We start from the raw sequence: 15,494 nt of genomic DNA on the forward strand, positions 1-15,494 counted from the left end.
AGCCAGCGCTGCGATACGTTGAGATAGAAGGCATTGGATCATCGCGACACCCAGCCTTCCCCGTCGCACTCGCCGCCAAAGGGGGAAGGGACATAGACCCCCGCAACCCCCGCAAGTTCTTTGGCCGCAGCGGCGCGGGCCAGGTAGAGCTTGGCTTCGCCGACTTCGTCGGCAAAGTCGATCAGGTAGTCGGGCTGGCCATCGCGGTCGAGGTCGCCCGCCCAGACCAGGTAGTTGGTCGATACGGTGTGCGAACACAGCCCCAGTTCGTCGAGCAACTGGCGCTTGCCCTGGGCGCGCAGTTGCAGCAGGAATCGGCCGCCTTCGGCATCGAACAGCGGCACCAGCGTGGCCTGCCCTCCGTGGGGCAAATCCACCGCCAGCTCCAGCGTGCCTTCGCTGGCGGGGCGCTTTTTTCGGAATGTGGCGGCCCCGTAGGTGGGCACCGGCCCGGCCTGCAGCCAGGGCGCAGCGGGGTCTTGTTTGAACCAGGCCAGCACCGTGCCGGGGCCGGCCGTCTGGCGGCGGAACACCAGCCGCTGGCCCTGGGTGGGCTGGTCGTCGTAGTGGCCCTGCCACTTCTCGCGGCGCACCGTGAGCTTGGCGGGCTCCAACTGGCAGTCCGTTTTGCTGCACACCAGCGCCAGCCATTGGCTGCCGCTGCGGTAGCGGTCGCCGGGCTGCCACTGGTCGGCGCCAAGCAGGAACTCGACGAGCTTGCTGCCCAGCGGCGTGGTTGCGTCACCCTGTTCGCCTGCCATGGCCGATGCGCCCATCAGCAGACCCATGGAGCCGTAGAGTACGACCGAAAATAACCGCATCACAGTCCTCCTACCGGGATCAAGAGTGCTTTGGGCTGTCCGTTGGCACCCACGACGGTGCGGCGCACGATGCGCCCCTGGTGCGCTCGCCAGTTCTCGCCCGGCCCTGCCTGCCACAGCAGGTCCCAGGCGCCTGTGGCGGGGTTGAGCCATTCCAGCCCGCTGGGCCCGCCGCCGGTGCTCAGGCCCGCGATCTCACCGCTGGCAAACAGTTCGTCCTCGATGGTGAAAAGGATGTACCGGTCGTTGATCTGCAGGCGCGAACCTTTGTGGGCCAGCGGCGCCCAGGCTGCTCCGGTGGGGTCGGAAGCTTCGAGCACAAAGCGTTGCGGCCCCGAGTCCTGCGCTGGCTGCGGGGCTGGTGCAGCCTTGATGACCCGCCCGCTGCGCATCACGATGGCGCGTCCACCAGCAGCCTTGGCGGGTGCCGAGCGGGCCCAGCGCCGTGTGGTGGGGTCAAACATCTCGTAGCGGCGCCAGGGCAGGAAGTCACCGATGCCCATGTACTCGTCCGGCTGCCCAGGCTCCAGCACCTGGGCCGAATACCGGGCGATGCGTTCGGAACGTACCGACCCGCCTGCCACGACGATGTGGCCATCGTCGAGTTCCTGGATAACCATGGCGTTGGTTGCACCGTCCCCTTCGCCGTTGCGCCGTTCGCGGGTCAGCGCGGGCCAGGCACGGCGCTCGAAGACCGGCTGGGTGCCCCGCAGGGTGAGTGTGAGCTGTTGCAGTTCGCCGCTGGGCTCAATCACCAGCAGGCTGCCGTCGCGCAACTGCGCCACGGCGGCAGACGGTGAGGGGCCTTTGCCGTCCACCTCCTGCCAGCCGGTGCCGCCGCCAGGCGCCAGCCATTCGGCCTTGAGCGGTTTGGGATCGCGCACGCCGCCATAAGGGCTGTCGGGCCCGTTGCCGCCCACCACCAGGATGCCGTTTGCGGCCCGGAAGGCCTTGGCATCCTGGCGCGCTGTCAGCAAGGATGGGAGCGTGCTCACGCGCCCCTCGCGGTCGATGGCTTCCACGGCGCTGCTGATGACGAAAGCGTTCATCCCCGCATGGCGCGATCCGCCGATCACCAGCGCCGGGGCCTTGCCCGCCGCAGGCAGAAAGGCCGCGCCATGCCGGTAGGTGACCAGGGTGCTTTCGGGTGGCGCCAGGGCAGAGGGGGCCGCGCCGCTGGGCGGCCGCAGCAGGCTCAGATCCGCATATTTCTGTTCGCCGCAGGACTTGCTCGAGTAATGCCCCTCGCTGCGGTTGACCAGCCAGGCATAGGCATTGCCATCGACGACAAAGGGGTAGAAGCCGCATCCGCCTTCTTCGCTGCCACTGGCCCATTCGCCTACGGTGCGCCAGCTCCAGTGGCGGGTGTCCAGCGATTGCACCGCGCCCGCAAGCCCTGGCACCACCAACAAGCTGCGGCCCCAGGGGGCGTCCCACCACAGATGCCTGTGCCGGGCTGTGCCGTTGGGCATGGGCGGCAGCGCCTCAAAGCGGTTGGTGGCCGGGTTCCACCGTTCTGCCGTGCGCGAGGCGCCGCTGCCCCATTCAGCCGCCTGGGTCCAGCCGCCGGTGACCAGGACGCTGCCATCGGGCAGGCTGCTGGCCGCCAGCTCCGATCGGGCCTCCAGCATGGGTGGGCCATTGCGCCAGGCCTTGGTCTTCAGGTCGAGCACATGGGTCTCGGCGCGGCAGGGTGAGCAACCGCGGTAGTTGCCGTTGGAGCCACCCAGAATCATCACCTGGTCCTGCCCGGCCACCGCGCTGGCAAAGTCGCGGTTGTACGCGACCGGCAGAACCGGCATGGCCGCGATCTCCAGCCGCCCCTTGCTGCGCTGCACGGTCAGCACCTTGATGTGGCGCGTGTCCTTTTCGCGCGTGACCAGTGCGGCCCGCTCGTCCCCCAGCGCCAGCAGCCCGGTCTGAAAAACGTCGATGGCTTCGCTGGTGTCCGCCTGCAGCACCGGGCCGCCACCGTGGGGCAGGAACACAAAGCGCCAGCGCTCCTTGCCGTCCTGGCAACCGGTTTGCGTCAGGGCCAGCAGCCCGGTGGGCAGCACCAGTTGGCTGTAAACAAATCCGCCGATGCCGGGCTTGAGCGGCACCTGTGCCGTGCGGCCGCTGGCCGGGTGCCAGCGTGCCATCACCAGCTCCCAGGCCCAGCAGCCCGTGGGCAGGCCCTTGGGGGCAGGCTCTATGGGCCGCTGCCCCAGCCAGCCCAGCTCACCGGTGGGCAGGGTGGTGATGGACTGGTTGTCTGGCAGGGGCAGTTCTGCATAGGCCGGAACCGGCGCGATCGCCGTTGCGGCGGTCCCTGGCACGGGTGCCAGGCAAGAAATCGCCAGCCCTGCCAGGGTGCCCAGGGCCGTGCCAGCGTGGCGGAGTCTTTGGAAGATGGAAGGGTGGGGCATGGGACAGGGCCGGTTTGGGGCCCCATGATAGGGGCTGTATGCGTCACCCACCGGACACGGATTTCCGGGCTGCGGCTTCTATCATTTGGCGCATGACCACCTCCCTCCGCTCCACCCTCGACTTTCTGTTGTACGACTGGCTCCAGGCCGAGTCGCTCACCGCGCGCGAGCGCTTTGCCGACCATTCGCGCGAGACCTTCGATGCCGTGATGGACACCTGCGAGCGCATCGCGCGCGAGAAGTACGCACCCTTCAACCGCACGGTGGACGTGCAGGAGCCGCATTTCGATGGCGAGAAGGTCATCCTGCCGCAGTGCACCTACGACGCCCGCCAGGCCTATGCCGACAGCGGCATGCTGAGCGCCGCGCAGGACTACGAGCTGGGCGGCATGCAACTGCCCTATGTGGTGGAGTCGGCGGCGGGCAGCTTCTTTGGCTGCGCGTCCATCAGCATTGGCTCCAACCTGCTGACCACGGGCAACGCCAATGCCATCCTGGTGCATGGCACACCCATGCAGCAGCAGGTGTTTGCCGCCAACGAATTCAACGGCCGCTGGGCGGGCACCATGTGCCTGAGCGAGCCGCAGGCCGGCTCGTCCTTGAGCGACATCACCACCCGCGCCGAGGCCGACGGCGAAGGCTTCGAGGCCGACCCGCTGGGCCCGCGCTACCGCCTGCGCGGCAACAAGATGTGGATCAGCTCGGGCGACCACGAGCTGACCGAGAACATCGTGCACCTGGTGCTGGCCAAGATTCCGGGGCCCGACGGCAAGCTGGTGCCGGGCGTGAAGGGCATCTCGCTGTTCATCGTGCCCAAGAAGCTGGTGGACACCGAAGGCAAGCTCACCGGCGAGCGCAACGATGTGGCCCTGGCTGGCCTGAACCACAAGCTGGGCTGGCGCGGCACCACCAACACGCTGCTGAACTTTGGCGAGGGCAAGTACCCGGTGCGCGCAGAGCAGGGCGGCGGCCTGGACGGCCGGGGGGCTGGCGCCATCGGCTACCTGGTGGGCAAGCCGGGCGAGGGCCTCAAGTGCATGTTCCACATGATGAACGAGGCGCGCATCGCCATCGGCATGGCCGCCACCATGCTGGGCCTGGCGGGCTACTACGCCAGCCTGGACTACGCCAAGACGCGCCTGCAGGGCCGCCCTGTTGGCGAGGGCGGCAAGGACGCCAGCAGCCCCCAGGTGCGCCTGATCGAGCACGCCGACGTCAAGCGCATGCTGCTGGCGCAAAAGAGCTACAGCGAGGGCGCGCTGGCGCTCAACCTGTACTGCGCCAAGCTGGTGGATGAGGGCCGCACGGGCAGCCCCGAGGCCGCCGCCCAGGCCAAGCTGCTGCTGGAGGTGCTCACGCCCATCGCCAAGAGCTGGCCCAGCGAGTTCTGCCTGGAGGCCAATTCGCTGGCCATCCAGATCCACGGCGGCTACGGCTACACGCGCGACTTCCCGGTGGAGCAGTACTGGCGCGACAACCGCCTGAACATGATCCACGAGGGCACGCACGGCATCCAGGCCGCCGACCTGCTGGGCCGCAAGGTCATCATGCAGGGCGGGGCAGGGCTGCAGCTGTTGGCGCGCACCATCGAAGCCACCATTGCCCAGGCCCGCCAAAGGCCCGAACTGGCGCCCTATGCCGACCAGCTCGCCCAGGCCCTGCAGGACGTGAGCGCCGCCACCCAGGCCGCCTGGTCCACCGGCAACCCCAACGAGGCGTTGGCCAATGCCGTGCCTTACATGCAGGCCTTTGGCCACATGGTGCTGGCCTGGATGTGGCTGGACGTGGCGTGCAAGGTGCTGGCGCAGGATGCTACGCTTTCGATAGCTGCTAACGCAGGAAGAATGGGCGCTGCAAGGTATTTTTACCATTACGAACTGCCCAAGATCGGTGCCTGGCTGCGTGTGGTGGGCACGCGTGACGCTACCTGCATGGCAATGGCAGAAGAGGCGTTCTGAACAACGCCCGCCATTACCACGTGCCCCGGCCCCGTGCCCGCGCCCTGGCGTTTTGCCCCGACCAATCGCTCAGGAGACAGGCGCCGCCAGGGCGGACGCGCACAATCATTCGACCAACCGGCCCTGGCAGCGCTGCTGGGCGGTCAGGGCCAATGCAATACCCAAGGAGACCACACCACCATGACCCGTACCATCCAACAACTGTTCGACCTCCAGGGCAAGACTGCGCTGGTCACCGGCGGCTCGCGCGGCCTGGGCCTGCAGATGGCCCACGCGCTGGGCGAGGCGGGCGCGCGCATCATGCTCAGCTCGCGCAAGGCCGCCGACCTGGAAGAGGCCACCGCCGAGCTGCAGGCCGCTGGCATTGATGCCCGCTGGATCGCTGCCGACTGCGCCAAGGAGGCCGACATCGAGCGCCTGGGGCGCGAGACGCTGGAGCGCATGGGCGACATCGACATCCTGGTCAACAACGCGGGTGCCACCTGGGGCGCACCGGCCGAAGACCACCCGCTCGACGCCTGGGACAAGGTCATGAACCTCAACGTGCGCGGCTACTTCCTGCTCAGCCAGTACGTGGCCAAGCACAGCATGATTGCGCGCAAGCGCGGCAGCATCCTGAACGTGGCCTCCATCGCCGGCCTGGGGGGCAACCCGGTGGGCATGCAGACCATTGCGTACAACACCTCCAAGGGCGCGGTCATCAACTTCACGCGCGCGCTGGCGGGCGAGTGGGGGCGCTACGGCATCCGCGTCAACGCCATCTGCCCGGGCTTTTTCCCCAGCAAGATGACCAAGGGCCTGCTGCAGGCGCTGGGCGAAGACAAGCTGCGCGCCCATGCACCGCTCAACCGCCTGGGCGACGACGAAGACCTCAAGGGCCTGAGCGTGCTGCTGGCGTCGGACGCGGGCAAGCACATCACCGGCCAATATGTGGCCGTGGATGGCGGCGTGAGCGCGCTGGTGGGGGGGTGATGGGGTGCACCCCCCTGTGGCGCTGCGCGCCTTCCCCCCGCTCTCGCCTCGCGTTGCGAGGCGGGCAGGGGGACGCCGCCAGTGCGGCGGGGCGGCCCTTGCACGGCGGCCCTGGTCTGGGGCGCGCCCATGTCCTGCGGCAGGGGTGGTGCGACATGTCGCGGAGATGTTGAGATGACAGACGCACTGAGCTTTGGCGTGCACATTCCGTTTGTGGAGCACCTGGGCTTCACCCTGCACCGCATGGAGGCGGGGGAGTCCGAGCTGCGCTACGCGGCGCGGCCGGAGCACCACAACTCGTTTGACGTGACCCACGGCGGTGCGCTGATGACGCTGCTGGACGTGGCCATGGCCACCGCGGCGCGCAGCCATGCGCCGGAGATGGGTGTGGTCACCGTCGAGATGAAGACCAGCTTCATGCAGCCCGCCCAGGGGCCGCTGGTGGCGCGTGGGCGCCTGCTGCACCGCACGGCCACGCTGGCCTTTACCGAGGCCACGGTGCATGACGCACAGGGCCGCCTGTGCTGCCAGGCCACGGGCACCTTCAAGGTGGTGCGCCGCCTGCCGGTGGATGGGCGCCAGGTGCATGCACTCAAGGCCGTGCCCACCGATTGATGGGTTCATAGACAAATCTGGCTGTAGCGCTTATGGATAAAACGCAAGCAGCTATCAAAATAGTAGCAAAAGGAGCCAAACCATGCCCCGCAACCAGCAAATCCTGCTTGCCAGCCGCCCCCAGGGCGAAGCCACGGTGGAGAACTTCCGCCTCGTCGCCACCGACACGCCTGCGCTGCAGGACGGCCAGGTGCTGGTGCGCCACCACTACCTCAGCCTGGACCCCTACATGCGCGGCCGCATGAACGAGAGCAAGAGCTACGCCGCCGCCCAGCCGCTGGACAGCGTGATGATCGGCGGCACGGTGGGCGAGGTGGTCGAGAGCCGCCACCCCAAGTACGCCGCGGGCGACAAGGTGGTGGGCATGGGTGGCTGGCAGGAGTACAGCGTGGTCGATGCCAACACCCCCGGCACCCTGCGCAAGGTGGACACCACCCATGTGCCCCTGTCGCACTACCTGGGCGCAGTGGGCATGCCCGGCGTCACGGCCTGGTACGGGCTGGTCAAGATCATTGCGCCCAAGGCGGGCGACACCGTGGTGGTGAGCGCCGCCACCGGCGCAGTGGGCAGCGCCTTTGCCGCGCTGGCCAAGGCCCGGGGCTGCCGTGCGGTGGGCATTGCGGGCGGCGCCGACAAATGCCGCTACGCCACCGAGGAGCTGGGCTTTGACGCCTGCATCGATTACAAGGCGCACAACGGCGACACGCGCTCGCTGGCCAAGGCGCTCAAGGACGCCTGCCCCGACGGCATCGACGGCTACTTTGAAAACGTCGGCGGCTGGATCATGGACGCCGTGATGCTGCGCATGAATGCGTTTGGCCGCATTGCCGTGTGCGGAATGATCGCGGGCTACGACGGCGCGCCCCTGGCCATGGCCAACCCGGCGCTCATCCTCATCAACCGCATGAAGGTCGAAGGCTTCATCGTGGGTGAGCACATGGAGGTCTGGCCCGAGGCGCTCAAGGAACTGGGTCAGCTCGTGGGCAGCGGCACGCTGCGCCCGCGCGAGAGCGTGGCCCAGGGCCTGGCGGCTGCGCCCGAGGCCTTCCTGGGCATGCTCAAGGGCAAGAACTTCGGCAAGCAGCTCGTCAAGCTGGTCTGAACCCATTGACCACCACCGCCGGAGGCCCCATGGACACCCTGATCCTGCACCACTACCCCGCGTCGCCCTTTGCCGAAAAGATCCGCCGCGTGCTGGCCTTCAAGCAACTGGCCTACCGCTCGGTCATCATCCCCGACGTGATGCCCAAGCCCGATGTGCTGGCCCTGACCGGCGGCTACCGGCGCACGCCCATCCTGCAGATCGGCGCCGACATCTATTGCGACACCGCGCTCATCTGCCAGGTGCTGGAGCAGCGCAGCGCCGAGCCCGCGCTGTACCCGCCGCACCTGCTGGGGGTCTCGCGCATCGTCGCGCAGTGGGCCGACAGCACCTTGTTCTGGGCCGCCATGGCCTACAACCTGCAGCCGCGTGGCGCTGCCGCCCTGTTTGCGCAGCAGCCGCCGGAGGCCGCCAAGGCCTTTGCCGCCGACCGGGGCGCCATGAGCGCTGGCATGCAGCGCCTGCGCCCGCAGGACGCCACCGCCGCCTACCGCTCCTACCTGCGGCGCATTGCCCATATGGTGGAGGAGCATGACTTCCTCTTTGGCGACCAGCCCTGCGTGGCCGACTTTGCCGCCTACCACCCGCTGTGGTTCACCCGCGTGTGTGTGCCCACCATGGCCGACATCTTCGAGCCCGTGCCCGCCGTGCTGGAGTGGATGGACCGCATCGCCGCCCTGGGCCCGGCGCGCATGGAGAAGTTCAAGGCCGAAGACGCCATCACCGTGGCCGCCAACGCCGAGCCCGCGCCGCTGCTGGATGACGTGTTCCAGGACGAGCACGGCATCCCGCTGGGCAGCCAGGTCACCGTGGCGGCAGAGAGCTTCGGCCAGGAGCCCACGCAAGGCACGCTGCTGGCCGCCACCCGCACCCGTTACACGCTGCGCCGCGAAGACCCCCGTGCGGGCGAGGTGCACGTTCATTTCCCACGCATCGGATACGTACTCAGAAAGGCAGAGCAATGATCGACAACTTTGCAGGCAAGACCGCCGTCCTCACCGGCGCGGGCTCGGGTTTTGGGCTGGAATGCGCGCGCATCGGCGCACGCCTGGGCATGAACCTGGTGCTGGTCGATGTGCAGCAGGACGCGCTGGACGCCGCCGCCGCAGAAATGCGCGCTGCGGGCAGCCAGGTGCTGGCCTGCCGCGTGGACGTGTCCAACGCCGCGCAAATGGAGCAACTCGGCGCCGACGTGCTGGCGCGCTTCGGGGCGCCGCACCTGGTGTTCAACAACGCGGGCGTGGGCTCGGGCGGCCTGATCTGGGAAAACTCGGTGCAGGACTGGGAATGGGTGCTGGGCGTCAACCTCATGGGCGTGGTGCACGGCGTGCGCGTGTTCACCCCCATGATGCTCGACGCCGCCCGCAACGACCCCGCCTGGCGCGGCCACATCGTCAACACCGCCAGCATGGCCGGCCTGCTCACGCCGCCCAACATGGGCGTGTACAACGTCAGCAAGCACGCCGTGGTGAGCCTGAGCGAGACGCTGTACCAGGACCTTTCCCTCGTGAGCGACCAGGTCGGCGCCAGCGTGCTGTGCCCGTACTTTGTGTCCACCGGCATCAACGACAGCCACCGCAACCGCCCCGGCGCCCTGGCGGCCGACAAGCCCACGCGCAGCCAGCTCATCGGCCAGGCCATGATCTCCAAGGCGGTCAGCAGCGGCAAGGTGACCGCCGCCGAAGTGGCGCAAAAGGTCTTCGACGCCGTGGCCGCCGGGCAGTTCTACATCTTCAGCCACCCCCAGGCCCTGGGCGCGGTGCGCACGCGCATGGAAGACATCGTGCAGGTGCGTAACCCCACCGACCCCTTTGCCGACAAGCCCGAGCTGGGCGTACAACTGCGCGCGCAGTTGCGCGCCGGGTAAGGCCCTTCACGCAGCGGCTGCGGACTTCATTCGTCTGGCTGGGTGGCCGCAGCCGCCACCACCGCCAGCACAAAGGCCATGCACAGGGCCCATTTCAGGGCCACGGCCGCGAAGGCGGCGCTGTACACCTGCGGCACGCCAAAGCGCGGCACCTCGGTCAGCCACCAGTGCAGCGCGTTTTCGGTGGCGTCGCTGGCGGCGGCCAGTGGCAGCAACCAAGCCACGGCGGTGCGCAGCCATGGGCGCCAATGCGCCAGCAGCCCCTGCCGCATGGCAAACAGGTAGCCAAATACGCCGTAGGCCAGCAGCAGCGCACCGTCGATGAGCAGGTGCAGGCGGTAGCGTTCCAGGTGCTCGGGCGGCCAGGTGTGCACGATGGCGCCAAACGCCTGCGGCGTGGCGGCAAATTGCAGGCTCAGGGCGCTGGGGCGCAGCGGCGCCAGGTACCACAGCAGACCCGCCAGCAGCACAACCACCAGCAGGGCGCTGCCATACAAGGCGGCGCGGGTTGTGGCGCCGTTCACGGGTAGGGGCGCACCAGCCGCACGGGCAGTGCGCTGTCCTTGTGCACCGGGGCAGAGTCGCCGCTGCCCATGTCCACCGCCCAGCCCTGGCGCGTGCCCATGCGGTTGGCCACGCCGCCGGTGCTGCCCTGCATGGCATTGCCATAGTTGTACATGTTGACGCTGCCGGTGTGGATGCGCGAGGTGCTGGACCAATGCCAGGTGCCGGGCGAGGACGGGAACAGCACCGAATCCACCCCTGGCGGCACGGCGCGGCGCTGCACCAGGTGGCGCAGCTCGGTGGCGCGCGGCAGGCGCCAGGGCACGCCCTCGGCCTGGCTGCGCTCGCGCGCCACGGCCTGGGCTTCGCTGCGGGTGAACAGGCGTGGCAGACCGGCACAGGTCTTGCCGTTCCAGCGCGTGCCTTCCAGGCAGCGCGACCAGGCGACCTTGGAGCGCGCATCGATCACCAGGGTGCCGTCCTGCGACACCTCCATGCGCACCGGGGCGGCCGCAGGGGCGGAGGCGGGGGGTTGGGCTCCGCCGTCCTCGTCCTCGTCTTGTTGTGCTTGGGCGGCGCCGCTGGCCAGGGCGGCCAGTGCCAGCACGCACGCCTGGGCCCAGCGCCATGTGCGCCCGATGGGGGCGGCAGGGCAGGGCGCGCAGGTGACGGATGGTGTCGGCCCGGCTGTGGCAAACTCGCGCGCTTCGTGTTTCAGACCTTGGTTCATGCAGAGCATCATCCGGCAATTGGCCGCAGAAATCAAAATTGGGGAATCGCAGGTCCGCGCTGCGGTGGATTTGCTGGACGGCGGGGCCACCGTGCCCTTCATCGCGCGCTACCGCAAGGAGGCGACCGGCGGGCTGGACGACATCCAGCTGCGCGAGCTCGAAGCGCGCCTGTCCTACCTGCGCGAGCTGGACGAGCGCCGCGCCGCCGTGCTCAAGGCGATTGACGAGCAGGGCAAGCTCACCGACGCCTTGCGCGCTGCCATTGCCGCCGCGCCCACCAAGCAGGAACTGGAAGACCTGTACCTGCCCTTCAAGCAAAAACGCCGCACCAAGGGCCAGATTGCACGCGAATTTGGCATCGAGCCGCTGGCCGACAAGCTGTTTGCCGACCCCACGCTGGACCCGGTGGCCGAGGCGCAGGCCTATTGCAAGCCCGCCACGCTGCTGGACGACGGCAAGCCGGGGCCGGACTTCTCCACCCCCCTGGCGGTGCTGGACGGGGTGCGCGACATCCTCTCCGAACGCTGGGCCGAAGACCCGCAGCTCGTGCAGGCACTGCGCGAATGGCTGTGGGCCGAGGGCCTGCTGCGCAGCAAGAAGGTGGAATCCAAGAACGAGGCCGACCCCGAGGTGGCCAAGTTCCGTGATTACTTCGACTACGACGAGCCCATTGGCCGCGTGCCCTCGCACCGGGCGCTGGCGGTGTTCCGGGGCCGGGCGCTGGAGATTCTGGAAGCCAAGCTGGTGCTGCCCGTCGAACCTGAGCCTGGCAAACCCAGCCTGGCCGAAGGCAAGATTGCCCTGCACCTGGGCTGGAGCCACGCAGGTCGCAAGGCCGACGACCTGATCCGCAAATGCGTGGCCTGGACCTGGCGCGTCAAGCTCAGCCTCTCGACCGAGCGCGACCTGTTCTCGCGCCTGCGCGAAGAGGCCGAGAAGGTCGCCATCAAGGTGTTTGCCGACAACCTGCGCGACCTGCTGCTGGCCGCCCCGGCGGGCACCAAGGCGGTGATGGGGCTGGACCCCGGCATCCGCACCGGCGTGAAGGTGGCCGTGGTGGACGCCACCGGCAAGCTCGTCGAAACCGCCACCATCTACCCCCACGAGCCGCGTCGCGACTGGGACGGCAGCCTGCACACGCTGGCACGCCTGGTCGAAAAGCACGGCGTGCAGCTCATCGCCATCGGCAACGGCACCGCCAGCCGCGAGACCGACAAGCTCGCCGCCGAGCTCATCAAGTTATGGCAAAAAGCGGCCCAAGGGCAAGCGGGACAAGCGCAGGCAGCTATCGAAAAGATAGTGGTCAGCGAAGCCGGCGCCTCGGTCTATTCGGCCAGCGAATACGCCAGCCAGGAAATGCCCGACGTGGACGTGAGCCTGCGCGGCGCCGCCAGCATTGCGCGGCGCCTGCAGGACCCGCTGGCCGAGCTGGTCAAGATCGACCCCAAGAGCATTGGCGTAGGCCAGTACCAGCACGACGTGAACCAGAGCGAGCTGGCGCGCACGCTGGATGCGGTGGTCGAAGACTGCGTCAACTCCGTGGGCGTGGACCTGAACACCGCCAGTGCGCCGCTGCTCTCGCGCGTGTCGGGCCTGTCGCCCAGCGTGGCCAAGGCCGTGGTGCGCTGGCGCGAGCAGAACGGCGCGTTCAAAAACCGCAAGCAGCTCATGGACGTGTCGGGCCTGGGCGCCAAGACCTTCGAGCAGGCCGCGGGCTTTCTGCGCATCCGCGGTGGCGACAACCCGCTGGACATGACCGGCGTGCACCCCGAGACCTACCCGGTGGTAGAGCAGATCATTGCCCAGACCGGCAAGCCCGTGGCCGAGCTGATGGGCCGCGCCGACATGCTCAAGACGCTCAAGCCCGAGCTGTTTGCCAACGAGAAGTTCGGCGTCATCACGGTCAAGGACATCCTGGGCGAGCTGGAAAAGCCCGGCCGCGACCCGCGCCCCGACTTCAAGGTGGCGCGCTTCAACGAAGGCGTGGAAGACATTGCCGACCTCAAGGAAGGCATGGTGCTGGAGGGCACGGTGAGCAACGTGGCCCAGTTCGGCGCCTTTGTGGACCTGGGCGTGCACCAGGACGGGCTGGTGCACGTCAGCCAGTTGGCACACAAGTTTGTGCAGGACGCGCGCGAGGTGGTCAAGACCGGCGACATCGTCAAGGTCAAGGTGCTGGAGGTGGATGTTGCACGCAAGCGCATCAGCCTGAGCATGAAGCTGGACGCCGCCCCCGCGCGCCGCGACGGGCCGCGCGACAACCGCTTTGAAAGCGCAGGCCGGGGCCAGGCACAGTCGCGCCGAAGCAACGAACCCGCGCCCCAGAGCGCCATGGCCTCGGCGTTTGCCAAGCTGCAGCAAGGAAAGGGCAGGGCAGGTACATAATCAGGCGAACCGATCCCACCGCCGTGCCCCCATGGAACTGAACGCCCTGCTGGCCACGCCCGCCATCCTGCCCAGCCTGCCCAGGGCGGTGGCCTTGCTCATGAGCGAGCTGGCGCACGAGGAACCCAACCTGCGGCGCGTGAACCAGTTGTTCGGCACCGACCCGGCCCTGGCCGCCCGCCTGCTCGAAAAAGCCAATTCCGACGCCTTCGCCGGCCCGCGCACGGTGGCGGGCATCTCCGAAGCGCTGGCCCTGCTGGGCACGGCAGACCTGCGTGAACTGGTCAGCACCGCGCCGCTGGGCACGGCATCGCGCTCGGTGCCGGGCCTGAACCTGCAACAGTTCTGGCGCTATAGCCTGGCCGCAGCCAAGTTCGCCCGCTCGCTGGCGGGCAGCGTGCACCACAGCCAGGCGGCGGCCTACACCGCAGGCTTGCTGCACGGCATTGGCGAATTGCTCATCCACCAGGCCGACCCCGAGCGCGTGCAGTCGCTCAACACCCTGGTCGCGCCGCTGGACCTGCGCCGGGCCAAGCTGGAAGGGCGCATCTTTGGCTACTGCTACAACCAGGTCAGCGCCGGCCTGGCGGAGCGCTGGCAGCTGCCCGAGGCCGTGGTCGATGCCCTCAAATACCAGCACGCCCCGTTCGAAAACCGCACCTACGAGCCACTGGCCGGTGTGGTGCACCTGGCCGTGTGGCGCGTGCGCGCCCACGAGGCGGGCATGGACGAAAAGGAAATGGTCGTCACCTTCCCCGACCAGGTGGGCCTGCCCCTGGGGCTGGACATCGACATGGTGCTGCGCCAGGACCCCATCGACTGGAACCCCAAACCCGAAGAATCCGCCGATGCCGCAGACCCCGACCTGTACCTGGTCTGACCTGATCTGCGACCCATCGGCATGAAGGCACTGCGCATCCACGCAGGCGCAAAGGCGCTGGCCCACCTGCGCCGCCACGGCCTGCATCCGCAGGACGTATGCACCATCCCCGCCGCCGCTGGCGGCCCCAAGGGCCTGGTGCTGGGCCCGCTGGACCGCTTTCTGTTCGGCACCTGGCTGCCGCGCTCCACCCAGCCCGTGCACCTGGTGGGCGCCTCCATCGGCGCCTGGCGCATGGCCACCGCCTGCCTGCCCGACCCCGTGGCTGCCCTGCAGCGGCTGGAGCACGACTACATCGCCCAGCAGTACGACCCCGAACCCGGCGCCCGCCGCCCTACGCCGCAGCAGGTCAGCGCCCGTTTCGGCCAAACGCTGCAGGCGTTTTACGGCGGGCAGATCGATTCCGTGCTGCAACACCCCCGCTACCGCCTGCACATCGTGGCGGCCCGTGGCCGCCACCTGCTGGCGCGTGAGCACCGCTGGGCCACGCCGCTGGGCTACCTGGGCGCCTTTGTGTCCAATATGGCGCAGCGCAAGGCCCTGGGCGCCTGGCTGGAACGCGTGGTGTTCTCCGCGCCCGATGGCGCACCGGGCGCCGCCTGCGCACCGCTGCCCTTTGCCACGCACGACCTGCGCACGCGCCAACTGCCGCTGACCGAAGCCAACTTCCTGGCCGCCATGCAGGCCAGTTGCTCCATCCCCTTCGTGCTGCAGGCCGTGCCGCGCATTGCAGGCGCCCCCAGCGGCGCCTACTGGGACGGCGGCATCACCGACTACCACATGCACCTGCACTACCGTTGCCCACAAAATGCTATTAAAACAATAGCTGCAAGCGCAATGGATACGGGCGCTGAAGGCCAAAAAGATTCAAACCCTGCCGGGCTCGTGCTGTACCCCCACTTCCAGCAGACCGTGGTGCCCGGCTGGCTGGACAAACACCTGCGCTGGCGCCACCATGCCACCCCCGCGCTGGACCACATGGTGCTGCTGAGCCCCCACCCCGACTGGGTGCGCAGCCTGCCCCACGCCAAGCTGCCCGACCGCAACGACTTCATCCACTACGCCCACGACCCCGCCCAACGCATGCGCCTGTGGCGCACCGCCGTATCGGCCAGCGAGCAACTGGCCCAGGAGTTCAGTGCGTGGGTGGAGCGGCCGGATGTGGGGGAGGTGGGGGCGCTGTAGGTTCTGGGTCAACTGCGGCGACAACAGAGGCCGAGATTTTTTACCGTGCTTTGTGCGACGTCTTTG

At 68.4% G+C, this 15,494-nt stretch carries 13 protein-coding genes; 9 read left to right on the forward strand and 4 right to left on the reverse strand.

Annotated elements, in window-relative coordinates:
• Positions 1 to 38: 38 nt before the first annotated feature.
• Positions 39 to 821, reverse strand: coding sequence for a hypothetical protein (locus tag GWK50_RS08680; protein WP_162016130.1), 783 nt, complete (start codon positions 819 to 821; stop codon positions 39 to 41).
• Positions 821 to 3,229: a kelch repeat-containing protein gene (locus GWK50_RS08685; RefSeq protein WP_162016131.1), complete on the reverse strand. Its 2,409-nt coding sequence runs from the start codon at positions 3,227 to 3,229 to the stop codon at positions 821 to 823. The genes GWK50_RS08680 and GWK50_RS08685 overlap by 1 nt, the downstream gene beginning before the upstream one ends.
• Before the next feature lie 92 nt (positions 3,230 to 3,321).
• Here GWK50_RS08685 and GWK50_RS08690 point away from each other — a divergent pair, with 92 nt between their 5' ends.
• The 6 genes from GWK50_RS08690 to GWK50_RS08715 all read left to right on the forward strand — a co-directional run bounded on the left by GWK50_RS08690 (position 3,322) and on the right by GWK50_RS08715 (position 9,743).
• Entirely contained in the window at positions 3,322 to 5,187 is a 1,866-nt protein-coding gene (locus tag GWK50_RS08690) for an acyl-CoA dehydrogenase (protein ID WP_162016132.1), read from the forward strand.
• A gap of 180 nt (positions 5,188 to 5,367) precedes the next feature.
• A complete protein-coding gene (locus tag GWK50_RS08695; RefSeq protein WP_162016133.1) occupies positions 5,368 to 6,159 on the forward strand; it encodes an SDR family oxidoreductase in 792 nt (263 codons plus the stop codon).
• A 174-nt stretch (positions 6,160 to 6,333) separates the two neighbouring features.
• Complete coding sequence (locus GWK50_RS08700; protein WP_162016134.1) at positions 6,334 to 6,774, forward strand: PaaI family thioesterase; 441 nt, start codon at positions 6,334 to 6,336, stop codon at positions 6,772 to 6,774.
• 82 nt (positions 6,775 to 6,856) lie between these two features.
• On the forward strand, positions 6,857 to 7,876 hold the full coding sequence (locus GWK50_RS08705) for an NADP-dependent oxidoreductase (RefSeq protein ID WP_162016135.1): 1,020 nt from the start codon (positions 6,857 to 6,859) through the stop codon (positions 7,874 to 7,876).
• A 29-nt stretch (positions 7,877 to 7,905) separates the two neighbouring features.
• Complete coding sequence (locus tag GWK50_RS08710) at positions 7,906 to 8,841, forward strand: glutathione S-transferase family protein (RefSeq protein WP_162016136.1); 936 nt, start codon at positions 7,906 to 7,908, stop codon at positions 8,839 to 8,841.
• Complete coding sequence (locus tag GWK50_RS08715) at positions 8,838 to 9,743, forward strand: SDR family oxidoreductase (RefSeq protein ID WP_162016137.1); 906 nt, start codon at positions 8,838 to 8,840, stop codon at positions 9,741 to 9,743. The genes GWK50_RS08710 and GWK50_RS08715 overlap by 4 nt, the downstream gene beginning before the upstream one ends.
• A 26-nt stretch (positions 9,744 to 9,769) precedes the next feature.
• Here GWK50_RS08715 and GWK50_RS08720 read toward each other — a convergent pair whose 3' ends face one another.
• Positions 9,770 to 10,267, reverse strand: a complete 498-nt coding sequence (locus tag GWK50_RS08720) for a hypothetical protein (protein WP_162016138.1) — start codon at positions 10,265 to 10,267, stop codon at positions 9,770 to 9,772.
• Positions 10,264 to 10,977 (reverse strand): DUF1566 domain-containing protein, encoded by a 714-nt coding sequence (locus GWK50_RS08725; RefSeq protein WP_162016139.1) that lies wholly within the window; start codon positions 10,975 to 10,977, stop codon positions 10,264 to 10,266. The genes GWK50_RS08720 and GWK50_RS08725 overlap by 4 nt, the downstream gene beginning before the upstream one ends.
• Here GWK50_RS08725 and GWK50_RS08730 point away from each other — a divergent pair.
• Genes GWK50_RS08730 through GWK50_RS08740 form a run of 3 tightly spaced genes read left to right on the forward strand, consistent with a single transcriptional unit; the run spans position 10,976 to position 15,428 of the window.
• A complete protein-coding gene (locus tag GWK50_RS08730) occupies positions 10,976 to 13,363 on the forward strand; it encodes a Tex family protein (protein ID WP_162016140.1) in 2,388 nt (795 codons plus the stop codon). The genes GWK50_RS08725 and GWK50_RS08730 overlap by 2 nt on opposite strands.
• Positions 13,364 to 13,394: 31 nt before the next feature.
• Entirely contained in the window at positions 13,395 to 14,243 is an 849-nt protein-coding gene (locus GWK50_RS08735) for an HDOD domain-containing protein (protein WP_162016141.1), read from the forward strand.
• 21 nt (positions 14,244 to 14,264) lie between these two features.
• The gene (locus GWK50_RS08740; protein ID WP_162016142.1) at positions 14,265 to 15,428 is read left to right on the forward strand and encodes a patatin-like phospholipase family protein; all 1,164 of its coding nucleotides are present in this window, start codon (positions 14,265 to 14,267) and stop codon (positions 15,426 to 15,428) included.
• Positions 15,429 to 15,494: the final 66 nt, after the last annotated feature.

Origin of the sequence: Acidovorax sp. 210-6 (assembly GCF_010020825.1) — a bacterium.
Lineage (GTDB): Bacteria > Pseudomonadota > Gammaproteobacteria > Burkholderiales > Burkholderiaceae_C > Simplicispira > Simplicispira sedimenti.

Bases quoted from the DNA above. Each gene is read 5' to 3' on its own strand.
- GWK50_RS08680 (WP_162016130.1), bottom strand. From the start codon at position 821: ATGCGGTTATTTTCGGTCGTACTCTACGGCTCCATGGGTCTGCTGATG.
- GWK50_RS08685 (WP_162016131.1), bottom strand. From the start codon at position 3,229: ATGCCCCACCCTTCCATCTTCCAAAGACTCCGCCACGCTGGCACGGCC.
- GWK50_RS08690 (WP_162016132.1), top strand. From the start codon at position 3,322: ATGACCACCTCCCTCCGCTCCACCCTCGACTTTCTGTTGTACGACTGG.
- GWK50_RS08695 (WP_162016133.1), top strand. From the start codon at position 5,368: ATGACCCGTACCATCCAACAACTGTTCGACCTCCAGGGCAAGACTGCG.
- GWK50_RS08700 (WP_162016134.1), top strand. From the start codon at position 6,334: ATGACAGACGCACTGAGCTTTGGCGTGCACATTCCGTTTGTGGAGCAC.
- GWK50_RS08705 (WP_162016135.1), top strand. From the start codon at position 6,857: ATGCCCCGCAACCAGCAAATCCTGCTTGCCAGCCGCCCCCAGGGCGAA.
- GWK50_RS08710 (WP_162016136.1), top strand. From the start codon at position 7,906: ATGGACACCCTGATCCTGCACCACTACCCCGCGTCGCCCTTTGCCGAA.
- GWK50_RS08715 (WP_162016137.1), top strand. From the start codon at position 8,838: ATGATCGACAACTTTGCAGGCAAGACCGCCGTCCTCACCGGCGCGGGC.
- GWK50_RS08730 (WP_162016140.1), top strand. From the start codon at position 10,976: ATGCAGAGCATCATCCGGCAATTGGCCGCAGAAATCAAAATTGGGGAA.
- GWK50_RS08725 (WP_162016139.1), bottom strand. From the start codon at position 10,977: ATGAACCAAGGTCTGAAACACGAAGCGCGCGAGTTTGCCACAGCCGGG.
- GWK50_RS08735 (WP_162016141.1), top strand. From the start codon at position 13,395: ATGGAACTGAACGCCCTGCTGGCCACGCCCGCCATCCTGCCCAGCCTG.
- GWK50_RS08740 (WP_162016142.1), top strand. From the start codon at position 14,265: ATGAAGGCACTGCGCATCCACGCAGGCGCAAAGGCGCTGGCCCACCTG.